General features: G+C 49.4%; 23 protein-coding genes and 1 tRNA gene. 20 read left to right on the forward strand and 4 right to left on the reverse strand.

Going from position 1 to position 25951, the window contains the following annotated elements; translation table 11 throughout:
* Positions 1-15: 15 nt before the first annotated feature.
* Genes FYJ52_RS03965 through FYJ52_RS03990 form a run of 6 tightly spaced genes read left to right on the forward strand, consistent with a single transcriptional unit; the run spans position 16 to position 8465 of the window.
* Entirely contained in the window at positions 16-735 is a 720-nt protein-coding gene (locus FYJ52_RS03965) for an isoprenyl transferase (RefSeq protein WP_154575969.1), read from the forward strand.
* On the forward strand, positions 736-1539 hold the full coding sequence (locus FYJ52_RS03970; protein WP_154575970.1) for a phosphatidate cytidylyltransferase: 804 nt from the start codon (positions 736-738) through the stop codon (positions 1537-1539). It begins immediately after the preceding gene.
* Between the two features lie 3 nt (positions 1540-1542).
* A complete protein-coding gene (locus FYJ52_RS03975) occupies positions 1543-2334 on the forward strand; it encodes a M50 family metallopeptidase (protein WP_154575971.1) in 792 nt (263 codons plus the stop codon).
* Positions 2335-2349: 15 nt separating this feature from the next.
* Positions 2350-3408, forward strand: coding sequence for a flavodoxin-dependent (E)-4-hydroxy-3-methylbut-2-enyl-diphosphate synthase (ispG, locus tag FYJ52_RS03980; protein ID WP_408003697.1), 1059 nt, complete (start codon positions 2350-2352; stop codon positions 3406-3408).
* A gap of 2 nt (positions 3409-3410) precedes the next feature.
* Positions 3411-7655: a PolC-type DNA polymerase III gene (locus FYJ52_RS03985; RefSeq protein WP_154575973.1), complete on the forward strand. Its 4245-nt coding sequence runs from the start codon at positions 3411-3413 to the stop codon at positions 7653-7655.
* A gap of 54 nt (positions 7656-7709) precedes the next feature.
* Complete coding sequence (locus FYJ52_RS03990) at positions 7710-8465, forward strand: M15 family metallopeptidase (protein WP_154575974.1); 756 nt, start codon at positions 7710-7712, stop codon at positions 8463-8465.
* A 54-nt stretch (positions 8466-8519) separates the two neighbouring features.
* On the opposite strand, the gene FYJ52_RS03995 is transcribed toward FYJ52_RS03990, so the two are convergent.
* Positions 8520-9041, reverse strand: a complete 522-nt coding sequence (locus FYJ52_RS03995) for a DUF4364 family protein (protein WP_154575975.1) — start codon at positions 9039-9041, stop codon at positions 8520-8522.
* A gap of 111 nt (positions 9042-9152) precedes the next feature.
* Between FYJ52_RS03995 and FYJ52_RS04000 the strand changes: the two genes are divergently transcribed.
* Positions 9153-10505 (forward strand): DUF512 domain-containing protein, encoded by a 1353-nt coding sequence (locus FYJ52_RS04000; protein WP_154575976.1) that lies wholly within the window; start codon positions 9153-9155, stop codon positions 10503-10505.
* 9 nt (positions 10506-10514) lie between these two features.
* The gene (der, locus tag FYJ52_RS04005) at positions 10515-11843 is read left to right on the forward strand and encodes a ribosome biogenesis GTPase Der (protein ID WP_328598764.1); all 1329 of its coding nucleotides are present in this window, start codon (positions 10515-10517) and stop codon (positions 11841-11843) included.
* 31 nt (positions 11844-11874) lie between these two features.
* Here der and FYJ52_RS04010 read toward each other — a convergent pair whose 3' ends face one another.
* Both FYJ52_RS04010 and FYJ52_RS04015 read right to left on the reverse strand, forming a co-directional pair.
* Entirely contained in the window at positions 11875-12402 is a 528-nt protein-coding gene (locus FYJ52_RS04010; RefSeq protein ID WP_154575978.1) for a Gx transporter family protein, read from the reverse strand.
* Positions 12392-12754, reverse strand: a complete 363-nt coding sequence (locus tag FYJ52_RS04015) for a NusG domain II-containing protein (RefSeq protein WP_235901528.1) — start codon at positions 12752-12754, stop codon at positions 12392-12394. The genes FYJ52_RS04010 and FYJ52_RS04015 overlap by 11 nt, the downstream gene beginning before the upstream one ends.
* 71 nt (positions 12755-12825) lie before the next feature.
* Here FYJ52_RS04015 and FYJ52_RS04020 point away from each other — a divergent pair.
* Positions 12826-12911, forward strand: a tRNA-Leu gene (locus FYJ52_RS04020).
* Positions 12912-12961: 50 nt separating this feature from the next.
* Here the strand turns inward: FYJ52_RS04020 and FYJ52_RS04025 are convergent.
* Positions 12962-13345 carry a S24 family peptidase gene (locus FYJ52_RS04025; RefSeq protein ID WP_154575979.1) on the reverse strand — a complete coding sequence of 128 codons (384 nt, stop codon included), beginning with the start codon at positions 13343-13345 and terminating at the stop codon, positions 12962-12964.
* Between the two features lie 133 nt (positions 13346-13478).
* Here FYJ52_RS04025 and FYJ52_RS04030 point away from each other — a divergent pair, with 133 nt between their 5' ends.
* The 11 genes from FYJ52_RS04030 to FYJ52_RS04080 all read left to right on the forward strand — a co-directional run bounded on the left by FYJ52_RS04030 (position 13479) and on the right by FYJ52_RS04080 (position 25948).
* Entirely contained in the window at positions 13479-14249 is a 771-nt protein-coding gene (locus FYJ52_RS04030; RefSeq protein ID WP_154575980.1) for a glycoside hydrolase family 25 protein, read from the forward strand.
* A gap of 20 nt (positions 14250-14269) precedes the next feature.
* A complete protein-coding gene (locus FYJ52_RS04035) occupies positions 14270-15442 on the forward strand; it encodes an NAD(P)-dependent malic enzyme (RefSeq protein WP_328598758.1) in 1173 nt (390 codons plus the stop codon).
* Between the two features lie 8 nt (positions 15443-15450).
* Complete coding sequence (gene topA, locus FYJ52_RS04040) at positions 15451-17535, forward strand: type I DNA topoisomerase (protein WP_154575981.1); 2085 nt, start codon at positions 15451-15453, stop codon at positions 17533-17535.
* Positions 17529-18086 carry an ATP-dependent protease subunit HslV gene (hslV, locus tag FYJ52_RS04045; RefSeq protein WP_154575982.1) on the forward strand — a complete coding sequence of 186 codons (558 nt, stop codon included), beginning with the start codon at positions 17529-17531 and terminating at the stop codon, positions 18084-18086. Before topA ends, hslV begins: the two co-directional genes overlap by 7 nt.
* On the forward strand, positions 18079-19518 hold the full coding sequence (gene hslU / locus FYJ52_RS04050) for an ATP-dependent protease ATPase subunit HslU (protein ID WP_154575983.1): 1440 nt from the start codon (positions 18079-18081) through the stop codon (positions 19516-19518). Before hslV ends, hslU begins: the two co-directional genes overlap by 8 nt.
* A 131-nt stretch (positions 19519-19649) precedes the next feature.
* A complete protein-coding gene (rpsB, locus tag FYJ52_RS04055; protein WP_154575984.1) occupies positions 19650-20411 on the forward strand; it encodes a 30S ribosomal protein S2 in 762 nt (253 codons plus the stop codon).
* A gap of 32 nt (positions 20412-20443) precedes the next feature.
* The gene (gene tsf, locus FYJ52_RS04060; RefSeq protein ID WP_154575985.1) at positions 20444-21094 is read left to right on the forward strand and encodes a translation elongation factor Ts; all 651 of its coding nucleotides are present in this window, start codon (positions 20444-20446) and stop codon (positions 21092-21094) included.
* 72 nt (positions 21095-21166) lie between these two features.
* Positions 21167-22558: a phosphoglucosamine mutase gene (gene glmM, locus FYJ52_RS04065; RefSeq protein WP_154575986.1), complete on the forward strand. Its 1392-nt coding sequence runs from the start codon at positions 21167-21169 to the stop codon at positions 22556-22558.
* 99 nt (positions 22559-22657) lie between these two features.
* Positions 22658-24070, forward strand: a complete 1413-nt coding sequence (locus FYJ52_RS04070; protein ID WP_154575987.1) for a sugar transferase — start codon at positions 22658-22660, stop codon at positions 24068-24070.
* 16 nt (positions 24071-24086) lie between these two features.
* Positions 24087-24917, forward strand: a complete 831-nt coding sequence (locus tag FYJ52_RS04075) for a DUF4422 domain-containing protein (RefSeq protein ID WP_154575988.1) — start codon at positions 24087-24089, stop codon at positions 24915-24917.
* Positions 24917-25948, forward strand: coding sequence for a glycosyltransferase family 2 protein (locus FYJ52_RS04080; RefSeq protein WP_154575989.1), 1032 nt, complete (start codon positions 24917-24919; stop codon positions 25946-25948). The genes FYJ52_RS04075 and FYJ52_RS04080 overlap by 1 nt, the downstream gene beginning before the upstream one ends.
* The last annotated feature ends 3 nt before the right edge of the window (positions 25949-25951 follow it).

The raw sequence follows: 25951 nt of genomic DNA on the forward strand, positions 1-25951 counted from the left end.
TCATTTGGAGTGAACATGGAAATAGACGGTTACAATATCGATGAATCGCGGCTGCCTAAGCACGTCGCGATCATTATGGACGGCAACGGCAGATGGGCCACCAAGCGGAAAATGCCCCGGGTCTTCGGACACCGCTCAGCCATGAAGGCTGTCCGCAAGGCGATCACTACGGCGTCAGATCTGGGCATAAAAGTACTGACGCTTTACGCCTTTTCGACGGAAAACTGGAAACGCAGCGCCGAGGAAGTTTCGGGCCTGATGAATTTAGCCATTCGCTATTTTTTAAATGAAATCAGATCGATGAACGACCGTGACATTCGCGTCAAAGTCATCGGCGATGTATCCGGCCTGCCGGAAGGCGTTCAAAAGGCCGCTCAAAAAATGCTGGACGACACCGCAGAAAACCAGGGGATGGTCCTCAATTTAGCCCTCAACTACGGTGGACGGGAAGAATTGGTCCATGCGGTGAAGGGCATTGCGGCCGACGGAATTTCGCCGGACCGTATTGATGCAGCCCTTATCGACCGGTATTTATATACAGCGGATCAGCCTGATCCGGACCTTGTCGTGCGCACCAGCGGGGAAAAACGTCTTAGCAATTTCCTGCTCTGGCAGATTGCTTACGCTGAGTTTATCTTTGACGATATTTTGTGGCCGGATTTTGACGAAAAATGTTTTTACAAATGGATCGTCGAATATCAGCATCGAAACAGACGATATGGAGGGGTTAAGTAAATGGCAAAACGAATTATTACAGCGGTTATCTTTGTGCCCATTTTGGCGATTCTGCTCGTCCTGGGCGGGTATTTCGTCTTTGGCCTGACGCTGTTTTTAGCATTGGTCGGGATGTATGAGTACGTCCACGCGGTCAATAAGAAGCTGGAATTGCCGATTCACTACGCATTGCCGCTGATTCTCGCAGCGTTTTTGATCATTGTGATGAAATTTAACTATCAGTACACCATTCCAGCGCTGCTGATTGCTTTTATCGCCGTGTTCATGACAGAAATTCTTTCGAAAACACACAGCGTTTACCGCGCCGTTGCGACGGTCTTCGGTCTGGTTTACGTCCCGCTGATGCTGGGCCATCTGCAATTGTTCGATGCCATTCCTCAAGGGCTGTATTATCTCTGGCTCGTCTTTATTATCGCCTTTGTGACGGATACCGGCGCATATTTTATCGGCCGGTTTTTCGGCAAGACGCCGCTGATCCCGGAAATCAGTCCGAAGAAAACCGTGGCAGGATCGGTCGGCGGCACTGTGGCCGCTGCGGTCTTGACAGTGGCTTACGGCATTTTGATGCGGGCGAAGTTTTCTTTTGACCTGCCGATTCCCGCCTACGCAGTCTTAGGCGTGGTCGGGAGCGTCGTGTCTCAGTTTGGCGATCTCACCGCGTCGATGATCAAACGCAAGACCGGCATTAAAGATTACGGCAAGCTTCTGCCGGGTCACGGCGGCGTCCTTGACCGGTTCGACAGCGTGATCTTCGTTCTGCCGATTGTGTACCTTTTTGCGATGCTGACTTTTACAACACTTTAAACGATGAATATTGCATTAATGATTATCCTGACCCTGGTGATGCTGACGGTGCTCGTCGTGGTTCACGAATTTGGGCATTTTATTGCGGCGCGCAGGGCCGGTGTGTACGTTTTGGAATTTTCCATTGGTATGGGGCCGCTCCTCTTTTCCCATAAAGGGAAGGAGACGGTCTTTTCCGTGCGCGCGCTGCCTATCGGCGGGTTTTGCCAAATGTGGGGCGAAGACGACGCGGACGGCGAATTGGCTGAGGAATACGGTGTGCCGGCAGATCTTCCGCCGGAGCGCTCTTTTCTAAATATTTCCAAGGTCAAAAAGCTGTTGATTTTATTTGCAGGGCCGGCGATGAATTTGATTCTCGCCTTTTTAATCTTGTTCGCCATTTATTTGGCAGGCGGCCAGGGATTTTTCGCTTCAATAGTCAGCGGCTTCAAGCTTTGCGTGTCCTTCAGCGGCACGATTTATCAGAGCCTGCATCAGCTCATCGTCGGCAAGCTTTCACTTAACGATTTTGCAGGGCCGGTTGGTATGGTCGGCATGGTCGGCAATTTTGCAAGCCACGGCGTGCTGTCCTTTTTGCTGTTCTGCGCGTTGATTTCAGTGAACCTCGGGATCATCAATCTGCTGCCTTTCCCGGCTTTGGACGGCGGTCAGATTTTGGTGACGATAGCGGAAATGATCGTCCGGCGGGATTTGTCGCCGAAGGCCGCTATGATTTTAAACGGCATTGGCTTTGCGTGCCTGATGGTTTTCTCTGTTGTGGTGGCGGTCAACGATGTGCTGAGGTATATACATTAGAGGGATAAAATGGAAATAAACAGGCGAAAAACAAGAACCGTTCAAATTGGAAATGTGGCCATCGGCGGAGAACAGCCCATTGCGATTCAGTCGATGTGCAACACCGATACGCGCAACGTCGACCAGACCGTGAATCAAATTGCGGCGCTGACAGAAGCGGGCTGCGATATTATCCGCGTCGCAGTGCCGGACGAAGCGGCGGCGCAGGCCCTTCCAAAAATCAAGGCGCGGATTTCAATCCCGCTGGTAGCCGACATTCATTTCGATTACCGACTGGCCCTTAAAGCGATTGAAGGCGGCGTCGATAAGCTGCGCATCAATCCGGGGAATATCGGCGGACGGGACAAGGTCCACGAGGTGGTTTGTGCGGCGAAAGCACACGGCATTCCCATCCGTATCGGCGTCAACGGCGGCTCTTTGGAAAAGGCGCTGCTCGAAAAATACGGCGGCCCGACAGCAGCGGGGATGGTCGAAAGTGCCGAGCGGCACATGGCTTATCTGCTGGACGATAATTTTTCGGATATCGTCGTTTCCCTTAAATCCTCCGATCCGTTGATGACGATCGATGCGTACCGGATGTTTTCAGAAAAATACGATTTTCCGGTGCATCTCGGGGTCACTGAAGCCGGGGTACTCAGCAGTGCGGCGGTTAAGTCGTCGGTCGCGATGGGGTATTTACTCTTAAACGGCATCGGCGATACGATCCGCGTTTCGGTCACGGGCGACCCGATCACAGAAGTCGAAACCGCCAGAGAGATTCTTAAATCTGCCGGTCGCTTTGATAAAAAAGAACAGGGCATTACCGTCGTGTCCTGCCCCACCTGCGGTAGAACGCAGATTAATTTAATCGGCATCGCAGAAGAAATGAACCGGCGCCTGAAAAATGTGCACAAAAATCTCAAGGTGGCGGTGATGGGCTGTGTGGTCAACGGTCCAGGCGAGGGCCGCGCGGCGGATATCGGCGTCGCAGGCGGCAATGGAAAGGGCGTCTTGTTCAAAAAGGGGCAGATTTTCAGGACCGTCAGAGAAGATGAGATCGTCGACGCGATGATGGAAGAAATAGAAAAGATGTAAACATGGATGAACTGACTCAGAAACAGCAGGCCTATCAGGCCTTGTGCAAAAAACATCATATCCTTTCAAAACGAGTGGAAATTTCCGAAAGTCAATGTGAATTGGCCTTTGTCTTTGAGACAGAGTCTGAATCCCAGCCCGACGCGGCCGGGATTCAGATGGAACTTTCCACTATTTTTGATTTTTCAAAATCGGTGACGGTGGTCCTCGATTCGAAAAAGCGGCGGGCAGATCAGGCCATTCCAGATTTGCCGCCGGTCGATTTCGACGCGCTGGCGCAAGAAATGCCGCCGGAGATGCCGGACCTGCCGCCAGAAGATTTTGATTTAGCGGATGCCCCGCACCCCGAAGCAGACAGCGCGCACTTAACACCGGTAGAAGATAAAAAAGAAGCGAAAGAGAAGTCGCCGGCGGAGCAAAAAGTTGATGTGGCACAGCACAGCGCACCGTTTTCGGCACTCGACGCGCGCCTTCAGCAGGCACTGGCAGACAATCGGGAGATGGCCAGAAGGGCGCCGGCTGCCGCAAACGGCGCTTCGAAGGAGGGGAAGAAAACCGTCATCACAGGGCCGATGATCCTGGGCAAAAAATTCACCGTCCCGGTTGAAAAGATGGACGGTATCGATTTTGAAGACACACTGACCCACGACAAAAACCGCCACGGCTATGAAGGGGAGATCTTTTCCTTTGAAAGCCGGGAGCTGAGAAACGAAAAGCAGCTGCTCGAGTTTGCCGTCAGCGACCACACCAGCTCCATTGCCTGCAAAATATTCGCCGGGAAAAACGCTGAGGCCCTTAAGGATCGGCTGAAGAACGGCACATGGGTGCACCTTGAAGGCACCATTGCTTACGACGAGTACGCCCATGAAAAATTGCTTTCGCCGAAGGTCATCGAAGAAATTGATCGGCCGAAGCGCACCGACGACGCAGACGAAAAGCGTGTTGAGCTGCACATGCACAGCCAGTATTCCGCGATGGACGCGGTGAGCAAAGTCAAAAAGATTGTCGCTCAGGCGAAGGATTTTGGGCACGACATCATCGGGATCACAGACCATGGGGTTGTTCAGGCTTATCCTGAAATTATGAAGGAAACCAAGGGCACAGACGTCAAAGTTTTATACGGTTTAGAGGGCTATCTGGTCGACGACGGGGTCAAAATCACGACGGGCGAACAGGATGAGCCCTTTGACGGGGAATTTGTCTTTTTCGATTTGGAGACAACCGGATTTTATCCGGGACGCGACGCCATCATTGAAATTGCGGCGGCGCGGATCAAAAACAAACACATTCTCGACACCTTCCAGACCTTTGTCAATCCTCACCGCAAGATTCCGGCGAAGATTACCGAGCTGACCAGCATTACGGATCAAATGGTGGCCGGCGGTCTCGAGGAAGCAGATGCGCTGCGCAAATTTCTGGAATACGCGGACGGCTGCATTCTCGTGGCGCACAATGCCAATTTCGATATGGGCTTTTTAAGCCTTGCAATGGCCAAATACCAGATGCCCAACCATATCACCTACATGGACACCCTGGCGATGGCACGGACGTTGATTCCGTCTATCGCGCGCCACAATCTTAAAAAACTGGCCAGCTATTTTAAAATCGACATGGGCCATCACCATCGGGCGATTGACGACGCGGTGTGCTCCGCCAAAATTTTTGTGCGTCTGATGGGGTTGGCGGAGGAACGGGATGTCCACACGTCGACAGCGCTCAACAGCTTGATCGATCTGCAGCAGGTGATTAAAACCGAGCGGCCCTATCACGTGATCATTTACGCGAAAGACCAGGAAGGGCTCATCGATCTGTACCGTCTGGTGTCCGCCAGCCACGTGAAGTATTTCTACAAAAAGCCGAGGATCCCGAAATCTCTGCTCGACGCGCACAGGGCCCACCTCTTGATCGGCTCAGCCTGCGAGGCGGGCGAGCTTTACACGGCGATTAAAGAAAACGTGCCGAAGCACAAGCTCGACCAAATCGCGGACTTTTACGATTATTTTGAAGTTCAGCCTTTGGGCAACAACGATTTTATGGTGCGAAACGGCGATTTGACGCGGGACGATTTAATTCAGATCAACAAGGCTATCATTGACCTCGGGCGGGAAAAGCACAAGCTGGTCGTCGCCACCGGCGATGTTCACTACGTTTCGCCCGAGGATGCCCCTTTCAGAGCCATTCTCCAGGCCGGCCAGGGATATAAGGACGCCGATCAGCAGCCGCCGCTGTATTACCGTTCCACGGCAGAGATGCTCAAAGAATTCGATTATCTGGATCCGGAAGCGGCTTACGAATTGGTGGTCACCAATACGCGAAAAGTCGCGGACATGATCGGCGACGTCAAGCCGGTGCCTGACGGAACGTTCCCGCCAGTTATCGAGGGGTCGGACGACGAAATCCGCGATTCGGTCCATCAGCGCGCTAAGGAAATTTACGGCGATCCGCTGCCGGATATTGTGGCCGACCGGATTCACAGAGAACTGAAGTCCATCATCGGCAACGGTTATTCCGTGTTGTACCTCATTGCGAAAAAATTGGTTCAGCATTCCAGAGAATGCGGCTACCTCGTCGGCTCCAGAGGGTCCGTCGGGTCCTCGCTCGTCGCCATGCTCTGCGGCATCACTGAGGTCAACTCGCTGCCGCCCCATTACGTCTGTCCGAAATGCAAGCACACCGAGTGGTTTGACAGCACAAAAGTCGGCGTCGGCCCCGACCTGCCGGATAAAAACTGTCCGGAATGCGGCACATTGATGATCAAAGACGGGTTCGATATTCCATTCGAAACGTTCTTGGGCTTTAAAGGTGATAAAGAACCGGATATTGACTTGAATTTTTCCGGTGACAACCAGGGCGAAGCGCACAAATACACCGAAGTTATTTTCGGAAAGGGCAAGGTCTACCGAGCCGGCACCATTGCAACATTGGCGGATAAGACCGCCTTTGGTTACGTCAAGAATTACCTTGAGGAACGGGGCAAAGTCGTCAGCCGGGCGGAAATGGACCGGCTCATCGGCGGCGTCGCTGGCGTCACGCGGACGACCGGTCAGCATCCCGGCGGGGTCATGGTTGTGCCGAGGGACAGGGAAATCTATCAGTTCACGCCGATTCAATACCCGGCCAATGAAAAGGAAAGTGGCACGCTGACCACCCATTTCGATTACCATTCCATCGAAGGTCGGCTGCTCAAGCTCGACATTCTCGGCCACGATGACCCGACGATTTTGAAAATGCTAAAGGATATGACCGGTGTGGATCCGACGACGATTCCGCTGGATGACGAAAACATCATCAGTTTGTTCAAGGGGACAGAGGTGCTCAAACTTGTGGACGACAGCTTCGATATTCCCCTGGGCACCTGCGGGGTGCCGGAATTCGGGACCAATTTCGTCCGCAAGATGGTGCTCGACGCAAAACCGACCTCGTACGCCGATTTGATTCGGATTTCCGGACTGTCCCACGGGACCGACGTGTGGATTGGCAACGCGCAGACCTTGATCGAAAGCGGACAGGCGACCATCAAAGACGTCATCTGCTGCCGTGACGATATCATGCTCGGGCTGATTTCGATGGGGTTGGCGCCGGAACGCTCCTTCTGGATCATGGAACACGTTCGGAAAGGGAAGGGGCTGCTTGACGACGAAGAACCTTACATGCGGGAGAACAATGTGCCGGATTGGTACATCGATTCGTGCAAGAAAATCAAGTACATGTTCCCGAAGGCTCACGCCGTGGCCTACGTTATGATGGCCTTCCGCATCGCGTACTACAAGGTGTACTACCCGCTGGCCTATTACGCGGCGTATTTCAGTATCCGCGCCAAGGAGTTTGACCTCCGCGTCATGTCTTCGGGTAAGGAAGCGGTACACCGCAAATTAGAGGAAATCCGTGCGCAGGGTAACCAAGCCAGCAACAAAGACCAGCAGCTTCTGGTCTCATTGGAACTGGCTTGGGAAATGTACTGCCGCGGGTATCGGTTCGGCAACGTCGATTTGTACAAATCGCACTACAAAAATTTCAGAGTCGAGGGCGACGCGCTGATCCCGCCGCTGATTTCAGTGGACGGTCTCGGCGAGGTCGTGGCGAAAAACATTTACGATGAAGCGCAGAAGAAGCCGTTCATGTCGATGGAGGACATGCAGAACCGCGCCCATGTCAATAAGGCCAACATGGAAAAATTGCAGAGCTTCGGCTGTCTGACCAATCTGCCAGAGTCTAATCAAATGTCATTTTTGTCGATGATTGGATAAAATCGGCGGTTGTGTTACAATAATTAAAAGATTACACAGAATGAGACAGACCATATGAGAACAAAACAGCAAAATGCAATCATCCTTAAGCGGCGTCAATGGCTGCTCATTGGGCTTTTGATGCTGATTGTTTTTCTCAGCACGGCAAGCTTGCATTTCATCAAGGAACAATCATCGCGTCACCAGACTCAGAATAAAAAAAAGACCGTCCCCGTCGTCACGTTGAATGACAAGACGGCAGAAAGCGGATCGATCGAACAGCTGGTCAACAAAGAACACCCGCTTCCATCGAACTACGTGCCTTCGGATTTGGTCGATCTGTCGCTAAAAAGCGTGCGGCCTGTTCGCATGCGAAAAGAAGCGGCAGCAGCACTGACTAAAATGTTCGATGCGGCCAGCCGTGATGGCATTACGTTGTCGGCCAACTCGGGTTACCGGTCATATGCTGACCAGAAGACGATTTTTGACCGGCACGTTCAGAATATGGGAGAGGCGAAAGCCAACGCCATTTCTTCTAAACCGGGGGAAAGCGAGCATCAGACCGGCTTGGCTGTGGATTTGACCTGCGCCGAACTGAACGGCGATCTGCAGGAAACCTTTGCGAATACCAGTGCGGGCAAATGGGTAGCTGCCCACGCTCAGGATTACGGCTATATCATTCGATTCCCAAAAGGGTCGGAAAGAATTACCGGTTACACGTACGAACCGTGGCACCTGCGCTACATCGGTGTGGATTTGGCGAAAAAGGTTAAAAAAAGCGGACTCTGTTACGAAGCCTACCTCAATAAATACGGAAAACAGGCGAAATAATAACGGTCAGTGCATTGCACTGACCGTTATTTGTCGGTTAAAATTACGAAATCATTATTTATTTTCAATGAGACTCTGCATCACCGATGCGTAAATTTCCTGGGTATGCCGCTTCCAGTGTTCGCACAGCGCCAGCGCCTGAGCCTTATCCGGACAGGAGACGGTCAGCCGCATCAAATTGATGTTGTTTTCGACCAAACTCAGCGTAACTTGGTAGTCGTCCGGGCTGGCTTCCTCGTATGTGGCGTCGGTACGCGTTTCTTTAAAAATTTTAGATTTGTTGTTTTTAATGAAAGCCGAGAGCATCTCCCGGGTGAATTCCGGCACCCGGTCGCCCAGCTGCTTGACCATTTGGCTGCCCTCCGGCGTGATTAAAAGCTTGGCGTCGGCGCTTTCATCGTGAATGAGATTTTCGCCGATGAGCTCATCGATGTCGACTTGAATGTCGATGTAGCGCATCTGAAGATTCTGGACAATGATGTAGGCGAGCTGCTCGCGGCTTAATCCGGTTTTGATTTTATTGAGCACATATAATATAATAAGTTTATCTTCTGTTTTGTGTTGGAAATTTGCCATCTGGCGCACTCCTCTTTATGGACTTGCTGTTCCAGCGCTCCTATTATACCATATCAAGGGGGCACTGACATGAAACATTAATTAAGAAAACTGTTCAGAAGGAGAACAAGCATGAAATATCAAATACCCGGGATTTTGCCTGGTTCTGTTCTCGAAGAAATGGGCGTCGAACCCGGGGATTTTTTGGTGTCCATCGATGGCAGCCCCGTCATCGATGCGCTCGACGTCGAATTTTTCCAAGCTGATACTGAGCTGACCGTAACCATTGAAAAACAGAATGGCGAAATCTGGGAATTGGACATCGAAAAAGACACCGACGAGCCCTTGGGCGTGGTCGAGCGAAATGCTGGGCAGATCAGGCGGTGCACCAACCAATGTGTCTTCTGTTTTATCGATCAGATGCCGCCCGGTATGCGCGACACGCTCTACGTCAAGGACGACGACGAGCGCATGTCCTTTCTCTACGGCAATTACATCACGCTCACGAATTTGAGCCCGGAGGAAAAGGAACGTATCGTCCGCTATCACATCATGCCGATTAATATTTCCGTCCACACCACGGAGCCTGAGCTGCGCTGCGACATGCTGCACAACCGCTTCGCCGGCAATATTCTCGAGGAGCTTCAATTTTTTAAAGATCACGAGATCGCGATGAACGCGCAGATCGTGCTCTGCCCCGGCTGGAACGACGGGGACCATCTCAAAAAAACCCTGACCGATCTCGCGGGCTTTTATCCGCAGCTCAAGACGGTATCGGTCGTGCCCATCGGGCTGACAAAATTTAGGCAGGGCCTTCCGGAAATGCCTGAGGTCAATCGCTCCAAGGCGATGGAGACCCTTGCAATCATAGAAGACATTCAAAATAAAATGCTTGAGCGGCATCAGACACATTTTGTGTATCCGGCCGATGAATTTTTCCTGAAGGCCGATGTACCCATTCCGGACGCGACGTATTACGAGAGCTTTAACCAATTGGATAATGGGGTTGGTATGTTGGCGGCCTTCAAACAAGAGGCAGCGGACACGATTGAAAAGCTGGCTGCCGAGCAGTCAAAGGCAGCGCCCGCACACATCGGCATTGTCACGGCACATTTGGCGGCGTCGATGATGCGTGACATCAGCGCGGCCATCACAAAGAGGTGGCCCAACGTGACGTTTTCGGTATTTGATATTGAAAACCGCTTTTTCGGCGAGGCCATTACGGTTTCCGGCCTGATGACCGGTCAGGATATTCGCGAACAGATGCCAGAGGCGGTTTTGTGTGACCGGTATTTTGTTCCAGAAAATGCGGTCAAGTATCAAACCCATTTGTTTCTCGACGACATCACCATCGAGGATTTGGAAGAAAAATGGCACCGCCCAGTGGAAATCGTGCCGACTGACGGCCGAATTTTTGTGAAACGCGCGCTGAATTTGCCCGCGGCGGATTCCGACAGTGGGCCAGGCTATGAACCAGAAAAATAATAGAGGTCAATTATGAAACCAATAGTAGCGATTGTCGGCAAGCCAAATGTAGGCAAGTCGACCTTATTTAACCGTCTCGTCGGCGACCGCGTCGCGATCGTCGAGGACACACCGGGCGTCACCCGAGACCGCATCATTGCGGATGCAGAGTGGCAGAATCATCACTTCACGCTGGTAGACACCGGCGGGATTGAGCTTAAAACCAATAACACGATCAAACGACAGATGCGTGCCCAGGCTGAGGTGGCCATCGATATGGCTGATCTGATTTTGATGATCGTTGACGGCCGCGAGGGCATGACGGCGGCGGACGAAGACGTTGCCGGTATGCTGAGACGAAACAGTAAAAAAGTAGTCCTGGCGGTCAATAAATTAGATTCAGTGAAATTGGAGAGCAGTCTGTACGAGTTCTACAATTTGGGTCTTGGTGATCCGATTCCAATTTCTGCAGAACAAGGCCTTGGTCTTGGCGATTTGCTCGACGTGGTCATCGAATGGACCGAATCGATTTACAACGAAGATCAAGAAGAAGACGATAGCCTGAAAATCGCCGTGGTCGGCAAACCCAATGCAGGCAAATCGACGCTGGTCAATCGCTTGATCGGTGAGGAACGCATGATCGTCAGCGACATTCCCGGTACGACCCGCGACGCCATTGATACCAAGGTCGAGCACGACGGCGTCGAATACACCTTTATTGACACGGCGGGGCTTCGAAAGAAAAAGAAAATTTACGACGATGTCGAGCGCTACAGCATCATCCGCGCTATTGCCGCGATCGATCGGGCGGACGTGGTGCTGATGCTGGTGGATGCCAGTGCCGGAATCACTGAGCAGGATGCAAAAATTGCCGGCATTGCACACAATCGATTCATCCCGACGATTTTTCTTGTGAATAAATGGGACGCCATTGAAAAAGACGAAAAGACCGTTCAGAAAATGACCAAGGATGTTCGAAATACCCTGAGCTTCATGACTTACGCGCCGATGCTTTTTATCTCGGCCAAAACAGGGCGGCGGGTTGACCAGATTTATAAAACCATTGCGTACGTGGTCGCCCAGAGCGAAAAACGTATTCCGACGTCGAAATTCAACGAAGCTCTCGTCGATTTTGTAGCGATGAAGGAACCGCCGTCACAAAATGGGCGCCGCTTGAAAATTTATTACGGCTCCCAAACCGGGATCAAGCCGCCAACTTTTGTGATCTTTGTTAACGACGGCGCGCTGATGCATTTCTCGTACAAGCGTTATCTGGAAAATAAAATCAATGAAACCTTTGATTTTGACGGAACGCCCTTTAGATTGTTTATTCGGGACCGCAAACAAGAGGACGAATAAATAGGTATCCCTTTGAGAAGAGATAGATTGTTTATCTCTTCTCTTTTTTTATGGGAAGGTGAGGAAAAAGTTTGGCGAAAATCAACCCCGTGAGCAGGCCGATGGGAACAGCGGCGAGCACGAGAAAGGGCAGGTAGGACAAAATCAGATGGATGTTTTGAATGACGATAAAAGCCACTGTCAGCTGCCCGAGATTGTGAGCGATGGCGCCGAACACCGAAATGCCGTAAGCTGAAAACAAAGGCTTTTCCCGTTTGCGGTTGACCGCGGCGAGCAGCCCCATGATGAGGCAGCTGATCCACCCACCGGCGAGGGAATAGAGGATCGTGGAGAGATTAGCGAACATGAAACCTGTCAAGAGCACCCGAGCGGTGACGATGCCGAAGGCCACGGGCAAATTAAAAATGGCGAGGGCCAGCATCGTGACGATATTGGCCAGGCCAAGTTTGATGCCAGGGATGGGGATAAAGGCCGGAATGAGAGATTCGACGTAGCCGAGGATCGCGGCGGCCGCGGTCAGCAGGGCGATGATAACCATTTGGTGAGTGCTACTTTTCATCCGCTACCTGTCCCTTTGGCACGACGGTCAAAATCAGTTTGTGGGGCAGACAGACGATAGTCTCGCCGTTTTTTGAAATTTTGCGGCTGTTGACACAGACTTGATTTTTGCAGTCGGCTTTTGTGACGTCAGCCTTGCCGTTTTTGATGACAATGGTGTTGGTGCCGTATTTACTGTGAATGGTCTCGCGGTGGTTTTGGGACAGGGGCAGCACGCAGATGACTTTTCGATCTTGTTCAACGCGGAGCACCAGCCGTCTGTTGTCGACGGTGCGGTAAATGCCGATGGCAATGAAGATCAGCATCCCGGCGATGACGATCCAGCGAATAATGTTTTTTTCAAACGTGGTCATAAAATCTCCTGTTTTTTAAAAAATGTCTTGACAAATTTTAGAATTAAGATTATTATAATGAAGTCGTCGATGCGAGAGTGTTGGAATAGGCAGACAAGCACGTTTCAGAGGCGTGTGTACTTCGTACGTACGGGTTCGACTCCCGTCTCTCGCACCATTTGCGAATCAACAACAGACTGTCAAGTCTGTTTTTTTTATGCGCATTTATCATGCGCGAATCACAGAAGTCGGCACGCCGAGACATTTGACTTGATCTTTCGGGTAACTGACGGATTTGGGATCGAGCTCATTGCGATCGATCAGTTTGACCTTTTTCGCACCGAATTTGATTTGCTTCAGGCAAACCGTATCGTCTGGCAGCAGCACCAGCGCGTCGCCGACGACAGAAGTCTCCGGATTTTCGCCCAGCTTGACAATCACGAGATCACCTTTGGTGTAGCGGTCGTACATGGTGTTGTCTTTGACCGAAACGTAGACGTAATCCTGTCCGTTTTTGTGAATTTTCGGGATTTCTTCCCAAGTAGTTTCTTCTAAATCAGCAAGGTAAGGGTTGGAAGGCGCAAAAGCGGCCACGTTGTGAACCCATTTCATGGTATGCATCTCCTTTTGTCTTTGAAATTGTATCCAAGTCATTATAACATAAAGATTTTTTAAGGAATGGCGTTTATACTAAAAAAATTGAGATTATGGTACATAAGTCATTTGCGCAAATCAGGAGATCGAAATGGAGCCAACATCGGATCAGCATACAGCGTTATCTATAAAGAAGAAACTCAAAAGTCATTGGAAAGCGATTCTAATTGTGGCGGTTGCAGTTGTGATTTCGGTGACGATCGCCATTGTAGTTACAACGATTCAAAATGACAAAGAAATGGTTCGCGGCATTGACGTCTCAGCCTATCAAGGTGAGATCGACTGGGAGAAAATCGCCAATCAAGGTTATAAATTTGCATATATCAAAGCGACAGAGGGTACAACTCATATCGATAAGCAATTTAAAACAAATTGGGATGGCGCCAAAGACGCAGGTCTTTACCGCGGCGCGTATTTCTTCTTAACTTTAAACAAAAGCGGTGCGGCCCAGGCCGCACATTTCTTAAAAACGGTGCCGTCAGATGAGAAAGCGCTGCCGGCCGTCATTGACTTCGAACTTTACGGTGATTATCTTAAAAAGCTGCCGAGTCAGGAGAAAATCAACAGTATTTTAAAACCGGCCATTCGAAAAATCAAGGCTAAAACGGGGAAAAACCCGATCATTTACACCAATTACAACACATATAATCAATACATGAAAAGTAGTTACCAGGGGATTGCAATTTGGATTTGCGATTTGTCCAACACATCGCCGAAGCTTTCCGGCGGCCATCAATGGGTATTCTGGCAGCATACACAAAGAGGCTTTATTGATGGGATTCATAATGGCGATCAGCAATTCGTCGATCTCGACATTTACAACGGCAATTACAAACAATTTAAAAAATTTGTGAAACAATAAAAGAGAAAAAGGAGAATAAAGTGGATTATCAGCAAGAAGCTTTAAAAGTACACAAGGCACATCATGGAAAGATTTCAGTCGAATCAAAGCTCTCGGTAACTAATCAGGATGAACTCAGCATCGCTTACACGCCAGGCGTCGCGGAACCTTGCCGCAAGATCGCGCAGAATCCCGACGATGTTTATACATACACGGCTAAAAGCAATTTGGTTGCTGTTTTGTCCGATGGTTCAGCTGTGCTTGGTCTGGGCAATATTGGCGGCGAAGCGGCGATGCCGGTCATGGAAGGCAAGGCCGTTTTGTTCAAAGAATTCGGCGGCGTTGACGCGTTCCCAATCTGCCTATCGACTCAGGATCCTGACGAAATTGTTGAAACGGGCATTCGCATTGCACCGACTTTCGGTGGGATCAACCTAGAGGATATTTGTGCGCCAAAATGCTTCGAAGTTGAAGAAAAGCTGCAGGCAGCGCTGGACATTCCGGTGTTCCACGACGATCAGCACGGCACCGCCATTGTCGTCGCCTCGGGTATGATCAACGCGATGCGCGTCGTTGGTAAACGCCTCGAAGACGTCACTATTGTCATTAATGGATCGGGCTCTGCCGGTACGGCCATTGCGAAAATGCTCATCAATATGGGGGTTGGCGATTTGATTATGTCAGACATTAATGGGATTTTGACCCGGGACAATCCAGATTTGAACCCCTACATGCGTTGGTTGGCGGAACACTCGAACAAAAACGACCGTCACGGCAATCTGGCCGACGCAATGAAAGGCGCCGATGCGTTTATCGGCGTGTCAGCGCCGAATATCGTCACCGAAGAAATGGTCGCGTCCATGAACGACGATGCAGTGGTCTTTGCTATGGCGAACCCGGTGCCGGAAATCATGCCAGACCTTGCGAAAAAGGCAGGCGCCCGTGTCGTGGGGACTGGCCGTTCGGATTATCCCAATCAGATTAACAATGTTTTGGCGTTCCCGGGTATTTTCAGAGGCGCGCTCGACGTTCGGGCGAAACGGATCACCGAATCAATGAAGCAGGCGGCGGCTTACGCCATCGCAGGCATTGTCACAGACGAAGAACGGGACGAAGAACATGTGATCCCCAACCCGTTTAATCCGGAAGTGGCGAAAGCCGTGGCTAAGGCTGTCAGCGAAACCTGGCTGAAGGAACATCCGGTCAACGATTGAGGTGTGTCATGCGGACATTGGTTATTGTAGAATCGCCGGCTAAGGCGAAGACGATAAAAAAACAACTGCCCAAGGGCTATCAAGTCGAAGCGACCATGGGACACGTCATCGATTTGCCGAAGAGCCGCTTGGGTATCGACGTCGACAATGATTTCCAACCGGATTACATCACCATTCGCGGTAAAGGAAAACTTTTGGCGCAGCTCAAGAAAGATGCAAAGAAAAGCGACCGTGTGCTCCTGGCCACTGACCCGGACCGCGAAGGCGAAGCAATTTCATGGCATGTGGCTAACACCTTGGGAATTGACCCGAACAGTCCGTGCCGAATCGAGTTTCACGAAATCACCAAGCGGGCGATTAACGAAGCGATCGATCACGTCCGCGCGGTGGATATGGATCTTGTCAACGCCCAGCAGGCGAGACGGGAATTGGATCGCCTGGTCGGGTATTCGATCAGCCCCTTCCTTTGGAAAAAAGTACGTAGAGGGTTAAGCGCTGGCCGCGTGCAGTCGGTGGTAACCCGGATCATTGTCGATCGGGAAAAGGAAATCGAATCTTTTGTCCCGGAAGAATATTGGAATCTCGATTTGGACGTCACCAAAGGGGGAGATGATCGTGAGTTTCTGGCGGTTTTCTATTCGGAAGACGGCCAAACGAAGAAAATTCCGGACGCAAAAGAGGCGGACCGACTGGAAGCCATCGTCAAAGCCCACCAGGATATGACAGTCGTCGCTGTACAGAAGAAAAAAAATCAGCAGCGTCCGCCCCTGCCTTTTACAACCAGCACCTTGCAGCAGACGGCGTACAAGGCCCTAGGGTTTACGAGCCGCCGAACCATGAGCATCGCGCAGCGCTTGTACGAAAGTGGCCGCGTGACTTACATTCGTACGGACTCGACCCGTCTGGCGCCGGAGGCTGTGGACGAAGCGAAGCAGTACATCACAGAAAATTACGGCGAAAAGTATTTAAACAAGCAGCACCGCGCGGCAAAAAAAAATAAAAACATCCAAGACGCCCACGAAGCCATTCGTCCGGCGTCATTGTTTAACACGCCGGAGCAGCTGCGCGCCCAGCTGGAGCCGGAGGATTATAAATTGTATCGACTCATTTGGCAGCGGATGGTCGCCAGTCAGATGGCGCCTGCCGTCTATGACGTGACACGGGCTGACATTGCCTGTGGTCCTTTGATTTTCAGGGTCAAGGGCGACACCATGCAATTTGATGGGTTTACGAAAGCCATGCCTTCTGCAGCGAGAAAAGATAATCCTCTGCCAGTTCTTGAAGAAGGGGATAGGGTCCATCTGGAAAAGATTCACAAAGAGCAAAAATTCACTAATCCGCCGGCGCGCTACAACGAAGCGTCATTAATCAAGCTCCTCGAAGAACGGGGGATTGGCCGGCCGAGTACCTACGCGCCGACCATTGCGACGATCAAGAGCCGCAATTACGTTGAAACAGAGAACAAACGGTTTAAACCGACGGAACTCGGCATCACAGTGACCCAAATGATGGAAGATTATTTCCCAGATATCGTCGATCAGCAGTTTACGGCGAAAATGGAAACTGAGCTCGATAACGTGGCTAACGGCACAGAAAACTGGGTGAAGGTCATGAGAGAATTTTACGGCCCATTCAAAGCTGAATTGGATCACGCTCAGGTGCACGCGGATAAAATCGAAATTAAAGAAGAAGTCACGGATGTAATCTGCGATAAATGCGGGGCGCACATGGTGGTTAAAGAGGGCCGATACGGCAAATTCCTTGCCTGTCCCAATTACCCGGAATGTAAAAACACGAAGCCTTATTTTGAAAAAACCGGTGGCATCTGTCCCAAATGCGGCGGCGATCTGGTTAAGCGTAAATCGAAAAAGGGTCGGACCTTTTACGGGTGCAGCAATTATCCGACTTGCGATTTTGTGACGTGGGACAAGCCGGTGGCGGAAAAATGTCCGACTTGCGGCAATACCATGTTCCAAAAAGGATTGGGAAAACGCAAACGTGTGTACTGTCTCCAATGTGAAGGAGAGCCGGACAAACATCGGAAGGGCAGCAAATCAAGTGAAGAGACAGAAAAAAGGAGAAAAATATGTTAAGAGCAACAACAATCGTCGGCATTCGGCATAACGGGAAAGTGGCCATTGCCGGAGACGGACAAGTCACTATGGGCGAAAGCGTGATCATGAAAGCGACAGCCCAAAAGGTCAGAAAGCTTTACAACGGCAAGGTGCTGGCTGGCTTTGCCGGCTCTGTCGCGGACGCTTTCACGCTGTGTGAAATGTTTGAACACAAATTGGAAGAGTACAATGGCAATTTAAAAAGGGCAGCCGTCGAATTGGCCAAAGACTGGCGCCAGGACAAGGTCATGCGCAAACTGGAAGCACTGTTAATCGTCATGAACGAAGAAACGCTTTTGATTCTTTCGGGCAACGGCGAAGTTGTCGAACCCGATGACGAAATCGCTGCCATTGGCTCCGGTGGCAATTACGCATTGGCGGCAGCCAGAGCACTCAAAGCCCATTCCGATTTGGATGCACCTCAGATTGCGGAAGAAGCCCTGAAAATCGCATCGGGCATCTGCGTGTACACCAATGACCACATTAAGGTATTGACACTGGACGATCAGGGAGACACAGACGATGAGTAAAACAAGAACGAAGGCGGAGCTGACGCCGAGGGTGATCGTTCAGGAGCTGAACCGCTACATCATCGGACAGGACAAGGCCAAAAAAGCGGTCGCCATCGCCATCCGCAACCGTTACCGCCGTTCATTGCTGCCCGAAGAGATTCGCGACGAAATCACGCCGAAAAACATCATTCTCATGGGGCCGACCGGTGTCGGGAAGACCGAAATAGCCAGACGGCTGGCGAAGCTGGTCTCTGCCCCTTTTATCAAAGTCGAAGCGACGAAGTTCACGGAAGTGGGCTATGTCGGTCGGGACGTGGAATCGATGGTCCGCGATCTCGTGACGACCTCGATTCGCATGGTTAAGCAGCAGAAAATGGACGAAGTTCGGGAAAGAGCAGAAGAACGCGCCAACGACATGATTCTGGATATTCTCGTGCCACAGCATAAGAAACAGAAAAAAGAAGAAAAGCTGGTCAATCCCTTTGAACTCCTTTCTGGAAATGGAACGTTCAATCAGTCAGATGATGCCAGCAGCCCGGCGTCTGAAGCGGAATCCGCTGAAATCGCAACGCGCCGCGGCGATATCCGCAGAGATCTCTTAGCTGGGAAACTCGAGGACGAACGGATTGAAGTGGAACTCGACGACGACGCGACCAAATCCATCGGTGTGATGGCTGGCATGAGCGAAGACATGAGTATCGAAATCGGCAATATTTTTGACGGGCTGATGCCGGGCGGCAAGAAAAAGAAAAAACGGACCATGAAAATTTCAGAAGCCCGCAAGGCCTTTGCCAACCAGGAAGCTCAAAAGATGATCGACATGGACGAAGTCAACGAAGTCGGCATCCGCGAAGCTGAACAAAACGGCATCATCTTTATTGACGAAATCGACAAAATCATCGACAACGGTGCGAGCCACGGCGGCCCAGACGTCTCGAGAGAAGGGGTCCAGCGGGATATCCTGCCGATTGTTGAAGGCAGCACGGTCAATACAAAATACGGACCGGTTAAAACGGACTTCATGCTGTTCATCGGGGCCGGCGCCTTCAATGTCGCGAACGTCGAGGATATGATTCCTGAACTTCAGGGGCGCTTCCCGGTCTCGGTCCACTTGGACAGCTTGACAGAAGACGATTTCGTCAAGATTTTGACGCAGCCGGAAAACGCCATCGTGAAGCAGTACACCTATTTGATGCGCACCGAAGGCATTGAAATGAAATTCGAAGAAGATGCGCTGAGAGAAGTGGCGGCCATCGCGTTCCAGCAGAATGAAGAAGATGAAAACATTGGGGCCCGCCGGCTGCACACGGTTTTCGAAGAGCTTCTCGAAGAAATCTCCTTCTATGCCAGCGATTACGACGAAGACACTTTCACGGTCACGAAAGGCTACGTCGACTCGGTGTTTAAACCGAAGGATAGCGAAAAAAGCTACGAAAAATATTTGATTTAACTTGCAAAGCCTACGGGATTAGGATATACTGTACAAGTTGTGAATATACACATTTCCTGAGGAATGCGCTGGTGCTCTACAAGTCGCGCGCTCCGTTGAAGGACATGGAAGAAAAACCAGGAGGTACAAAAATGGCTATTGTCACAATGAAACAATTATTGGAAGCTGGTGTCCACTTCGGTCATCAGACACGCAGATGGAACCCGAAGATGAAACCTTACATCTTCACAGAAAGAAACGGGATTTACATCATCGACTTACAGCAGACGGTCACCATGGTTGGCGACGCCTACAATTTCGTCCGCGATTTAGCTGCTGACGGCAAACACATTTTATTCGTCGGAACGAAGAAACAGGCGCAGAACAGCATTGAAGCTGAAGCAAAACGCTGCGGCGAATATTACGTCAATCACCGCTGGCTCGGCGGCACACTGACCAACTGGGAAACCATCAATAAACGAATCAACCGTCTCAAAGATCTGAAACGGATGGAAGAAGACGGCACCTTTGATCTGCTGCCGAAGAAAGAAGTTATCGGTCTTGTCCGTGAACGCGAAAAACTGCAGAAATTCCTCGGCGGGATCGAAGACATGGACGGCATGCCGGGTGCAATTGTCGTGATCGACTGCAAGAAAGAAGCGATCGCAATCCGCGAAGCTCAGAAACTCGGTATTCCAATCGTCAGTATTGTCGATACCAACTGCGATCCGGACGATGTCGACTACATCATCCCGGGGAATGACGACGCGATTCGCGCCATTGCATTGATCCTGCGCATTCTGGCCGATGCGGTCATCGAAGGCAAACAGGGACAGACACCGGCTGAAGAACAGGAAGAAGACGTTCCGGTTTCAGCAGCAGAAGCAGAAGCTGAAGAAGCTGACGCTGAATAAGCTTTTTACTTGATCTTGGAGGAAATATTTCAATGAAAATTACAGCACAGATGGTTAAGGAACTCCGTGAAAAAACGGGTTCCGGCATGATGGACTGCAAGAAGGCCTTGGCTGAAGCTGACGGCGATATGGAACAAGCGATCGTCATCCTGCGCGAAAAGGGCATGGCAAAGACTGCTAAAAAAGCGGATAGAATCGCAGCTGAAGGGGTTGTCGCTTCTTACATTCACATGGGCGGCCGCATTGGCGCGATGGTTGAAATCAACTGCGAAACTGACTTTGTTGCACAGACTGACAAGTTTCAGCGCTTTGCTAAGGATGTTGCGATGCACATTGCAGCGGCAAATCCGAAATACTTAAACGAAGACGAAGTGCCGGAAGCGGAAGTTGCGAAAGAACGCGAAATCCTGAAGGTTCAGGCACTGAACGAAGGGAAGCCGGAAAAAATCGTTGAAAAAATGGTAGACGGCCGAATGAAGAAATTCTACAAGGAAATCTGTCTGCTGGATCAGCCTTACATCAAGGATCCGGACATGACGATCGGCGATCTGGTTAAAGAAATGATCATGGACATTGGCGAAAACGTCAAGATTCGTCGTTTTGCCCGTTTTGAAATGGGTGAAGGTCTCGAAAAGAAACAGGAAAACTTTGCAGAAGAAGTTGCCAAGCAGATGGGCGAATAATTGACAGTCAAACTCCGAGGCTTACGCTTCGGAGTTTTTTTGTCATAAAAAAGTTTAGGGAGACGAAAAGAAATGGGAAAATATTTTGGGACGGACGGCTTCCGAGGTGAAGCGAACGTGACGTTGAGAGCGGAACATGCGTACCAAATCGGCCGTTTTTTGGGCTGGTATTACGGCGAATTGCGCAGACAAAAAGGCGATACAACAACGCCGCAGATTGTCATTGGTAAAGACACGAGACGATCGAGCTACATGTTTGAATCAATGCTCGTCGGCGGGATCGTCGCTTCCGGGGCGGATGCGTATATTCTGCACGTCACAACGACGCCGTCGGTCGCTTATGTAGCCCGGGTGGATCAGTTTGACTGCGGCATCATGATTTCCGCCAGCCACAATCCGTATTACGACAACGGGATCAAACTTATCAATCATAACGGTGAAAAAATGGATCCGGAAGTGATCGATTTAATCGAATCCTATATCGATGGCAGGCTAACCGTGTTCGGCAAATCCTGGGGTGCTGAGATTCCCAGGGCTAAACGGGACAAAATTGGGCGCTCCATTGATTACGCCTCCGGGCGCAACCGCTACATCGGTTATCTGATTTCTCTTGGCGTGTACTCTTTCAAGGGGTTAAAAGTAGCGCTGGATTGTGCCAATGGCTCATCCTGGAACATCGCGCCGTCCGTTTTCAACGCGTTGGGCGCGACCGTTTCGGTGATCAACGCCGATCCTGATGGGTTGAACATTAATGCCAATGCCGGTTCCACCCATATCGAAGGCCTTCAAAAATATGTGGTCGAACACGGGATGGACGTGGGCTTTGCTTACGACGGCGACGCTGATCGCTGCTTGGCAGTAGACGAAAAGGGAAACGTCGTGACTGGCGATCATATTTTGTATTTATACGGCCGTTATATGAAAGAACGGGATAAACTTGTCAACAATACGGTCGTGACGACAGTCATGTCTAATTTCGGTCTTTACAAAGCCTTTGATGAGCTTGGCATTGACTACGCCAAGACAAAGGTTGGCGACAAGTACGTCTACGAATACATGTCGGAACACGGCTGCCACATAGGCGGCGAACAGTCGGGCCACATCATCTTTTCGAAATACGCCTCAACGGGCGACGGCATTTTGACCAGCCTTAAAATTATGCAGGCCATGATTGGACAAAAGAAAAAGCTGTCGGAAATTGTTGAACCGCTGTACATTTATCCGCAAGTTCTCAAAAATGTTCGCGTTGCCGATAAAGAAGCTGCGCAGAATGACCCGGATGTAAAATTAGCGGTGCAGCGCGTTGCTGAGACTTTGGGCGATACAGGTCGGATTCTCGTCAGACCGTCGGGGACAGAACCGCTCATCCGTGTCATGGTGGAAGCTGAAACCAAGGCACAGTGCGAAGAACTGGTGGATTCGGTCATCAAGGTCATCCGCGACAAGGGCTTAGCTGCCGAATAAGGCTTAACAACAGATTAATTTGGTTTTTTGATTTTAACGCGAGCCGTGATATAATACACGCATACGATTAAAGAAGACAATTATTAGATCGGAGTATCCATGTATAAAAGAAAAACAAGCAGTTGGGTCAAGCATCTGGATTTTTTGCTTTGGGACCTGCTGTTTTTTGAACTCTCCTTTTTTATTGTTTATGCGTATCGAATTGGGGTATTTATCCCGTTTCCGCCGCTATACAAGCGGATGGCCATCGCGATTGTCCCAGCGCATATTCTTGCGGCTTTTTTCTCATCGACTTACAGCAATATTGTGTACCGTGATCGGTACGCGGAGTTTAAATCCGTCTGCATCCATACCTTTGTGACGATCATGCTGCTGATTTTCTGGATGTTTTTGATGCAGAATTCTTATTATTATTCGCGCGTGATCATGGTTTCGATGATCCCGGTCTCCATCGTGCTCAATTACACGGAACGCGTCTTGTGGAAGCGCTTAGTGCGCCGGAGAATCCGCGCGTCGAAAAAAGAACGCCAGATGCTCGTGATTACCACCGGGGAAAATGCGGAGTCGGCGGTCAACAATCTTCAGCAAAATTTCTATCGACCGTATAATTTGTGCGGCATGGTTTTTTACGACGTAAAAGGGCAAGTTGGCGAAACCTATCATGACGTGCCCATTGTCTGCGAAATGCATTCAGTTTTTGAGTACGTCCGCAAAAATATCGTGGATGAGGTTTTTCTTGATTTAAGCGGGAAAAATGAAACAACCGAGCATCTCATCCAATTATTTGTAAATGCAGGGTTGACGGTTCACGTGGCCATGCCGCAGTTCAGCGGGGCGATCCTGAATCAAACCTTGCACAAACTCGGCGGACTCAGTGTCATGACGTCGAGTATGAACACTGTTCCACAGTGGAAATTGGTCGTTAAGCGCTTGACGGATATCGTCGGCGCGCTGGTCGGTTTGATTTTTACCGGCATTGCGATGATCATCTTCGGACCGATTATCAAGCATCAATCCCCGGGGCCGATTTTCTTTGCCCAGGAACGGGTTGGCCGCAACGGCAGAACCTTTAAAATTTACAAATTCAGAACGATGTATCCAGACGCCGAAGCGCGCAAAAAGGAACTCATGGCCCAGAACAAGATGTCCGGGCTCATGTTCAAGATGGACAATGATCCGCGGATCATTCCAATAGGCCATTTCTTAAGAAAGGCCAGCATCGACGAATTGCCACAGTTTTTTAACGTGCTCAAGGGGGATATGTCTCTGGTGGGGACCCGCCCGCCGACAGTGGAAGAGTACAAGCAATACGACATGCACCATTTAAAACGGCTCGCAGCGAAACCGGGATTAACCGGTATGTGGCAGGCGAGCGGCCGTTCGGAAATTACCGATTTTGAAGAAGTGGTGAAGCTCGACGCTTATTACATCGAAAACTGGAGTCTGGGATTGGACTTTAAATTGATACTTAAGACGATAAAAGTGGTTTTTACGGCCAGAGGTGCGGAGTAAAACAGGAGAAAAAAGTATGGCAAGTATTCAAGGTCGTATACAGATTATTATTGCAACACATAAAAAATATCGAATGCCGGATGATCCGATGTATCTTCCATTACATGTCGGAGCTGAGGGAAAAGTAGATAAACAGAGTAACCCCCTTGATCTCGGCTATATGAAGGATAATATTGGTGAAAATATTTCAAAAAAAAATAGCGGATATTGTGAGTTGACCGGCTTGTATTGGGCTTGGAAAAATTTAAAATCGGATTATATTGGTCTGGTTCATTATAGGCGTCACTTTACCGATGGTACAAAACCAAAGAATCGTTTTGATTCAATCTTAACTTACCAACAAATTGCTCCTGATTTGAATAAATACCGTATTTTTGTACCTCAGAAAAGACATTATTATATCGAAACTTTGGCATCTCATTATGCACATACACATTATATCGAACAGCTAGACAAAACCCGCGAGATAATTTCTGAAAAATATCCGGATTATTTAGAAACGTTCGATCAGGTGATTCAGCAAAGATCCGGATATATGTTTAACATGATGATTATGTGCAAAGAAGATTTAGATCGATATTGTACATGGCTATTTGATATCTTATTTGAACTTGAAAAGCAAATCGACAGTTCTCAATTATCAGTTTTTCAACAACGTTATCCGGGGCGGATTAGTGAAATAATTTTTAATGTTTGGCTGCAGTATCAGGTCAAAACAAAACAAATCGACCAAGCTGAAATAAAGGAACTGCCTTATGCTAATATGGAAAAAACCAATTGGTTTAAAAAAGGCGGCGCTTTTTTGAAGGCAAAATTTTTCCATAAAAGATATGAGGGCAGCTTCTGATGTCAGCTCCATTAATTTCATTTATTATTCCGTGCCACAATAATGAAAAAACGTTAGATAAAGCGGTGAAGAGTGTACTTAATCAAGATTTCGCCGATAAATTTGAAATCATTATAGTTGAAAATGCATCTGTCGACCACACTTACCGTTGCGCAAGGGCATTAAAAGAAAAATATAAAAATAAATACAGCATAACATTATTACAATCAAATTCTGGTGTTTCTAATGCACGAAATTGCGGCATAAAACATGCAAAGGGACGATATGTTACTTTTGTCGATGCTGATGATTTAATTAATCAAAAGGATTTCTCTATTTTATTTCAAGATGCTGAGACGAATCAATATGATTTGTATTGCTACGGTCATATTGCTGGAGATGAGAAGAGGCCTGTGATAGAGCAGCGTCAGTACTATTCTGACATTCAAGCCGAAAATGTTAAAGCGCGAATGATTGCGGATCCAACGAAGTATATGCAGGCGTGGGGAAAATTGTTTAGAACGGATCTTATAAAAAAACATAATGTAAGATTTAATAATACCTTGTCTTTTGCTGAAGACAGCGACTTCACTTTGAACTTCTTGCGCTTTTCTCATTCGATTTGCCTTTGCTCGGAATTGGCATACCATTATACACTTAACCCAAATTCAGCCATGCGTGTTTTCTCTGGAGAAAAAACAAAACAATATCTTAGTGCTTTGTACGCATCAAAAAAATTAATCGATCAAGAATCAGACCAGATCAAAAAGGCATTTAATCGATATGTCCTGATGCACTTTAATATCATAATGGTGCGAGAAGTTTTTTCATTGAATAACCCAGATACGTACGATCATAAAATAAGCGCCATGAAAAGTATTTTGGCAGATCCGATTATTCATGAGGCCATGCAGAAAGTGAAACTTGCAGAATGTTTTTCGCCTAAAATGCTGCCTTTTTTATTAATGAAAATGAAACAATATCGCTTGGCTTCTCAAATTTATTCATTGCGGGCTCGACAAAATTGGAAAAAAGAGAATCGGGAGCTTTAGGAG

The organism is Pseudoramibacter porci, from assembly GCF_009696145.1.
GTDB lineage: Bacteria > Bacillota > Clostridia > Eubacteriales > Eubacteriaceae > Pseudoramibacter > Pseudoramibacter porci.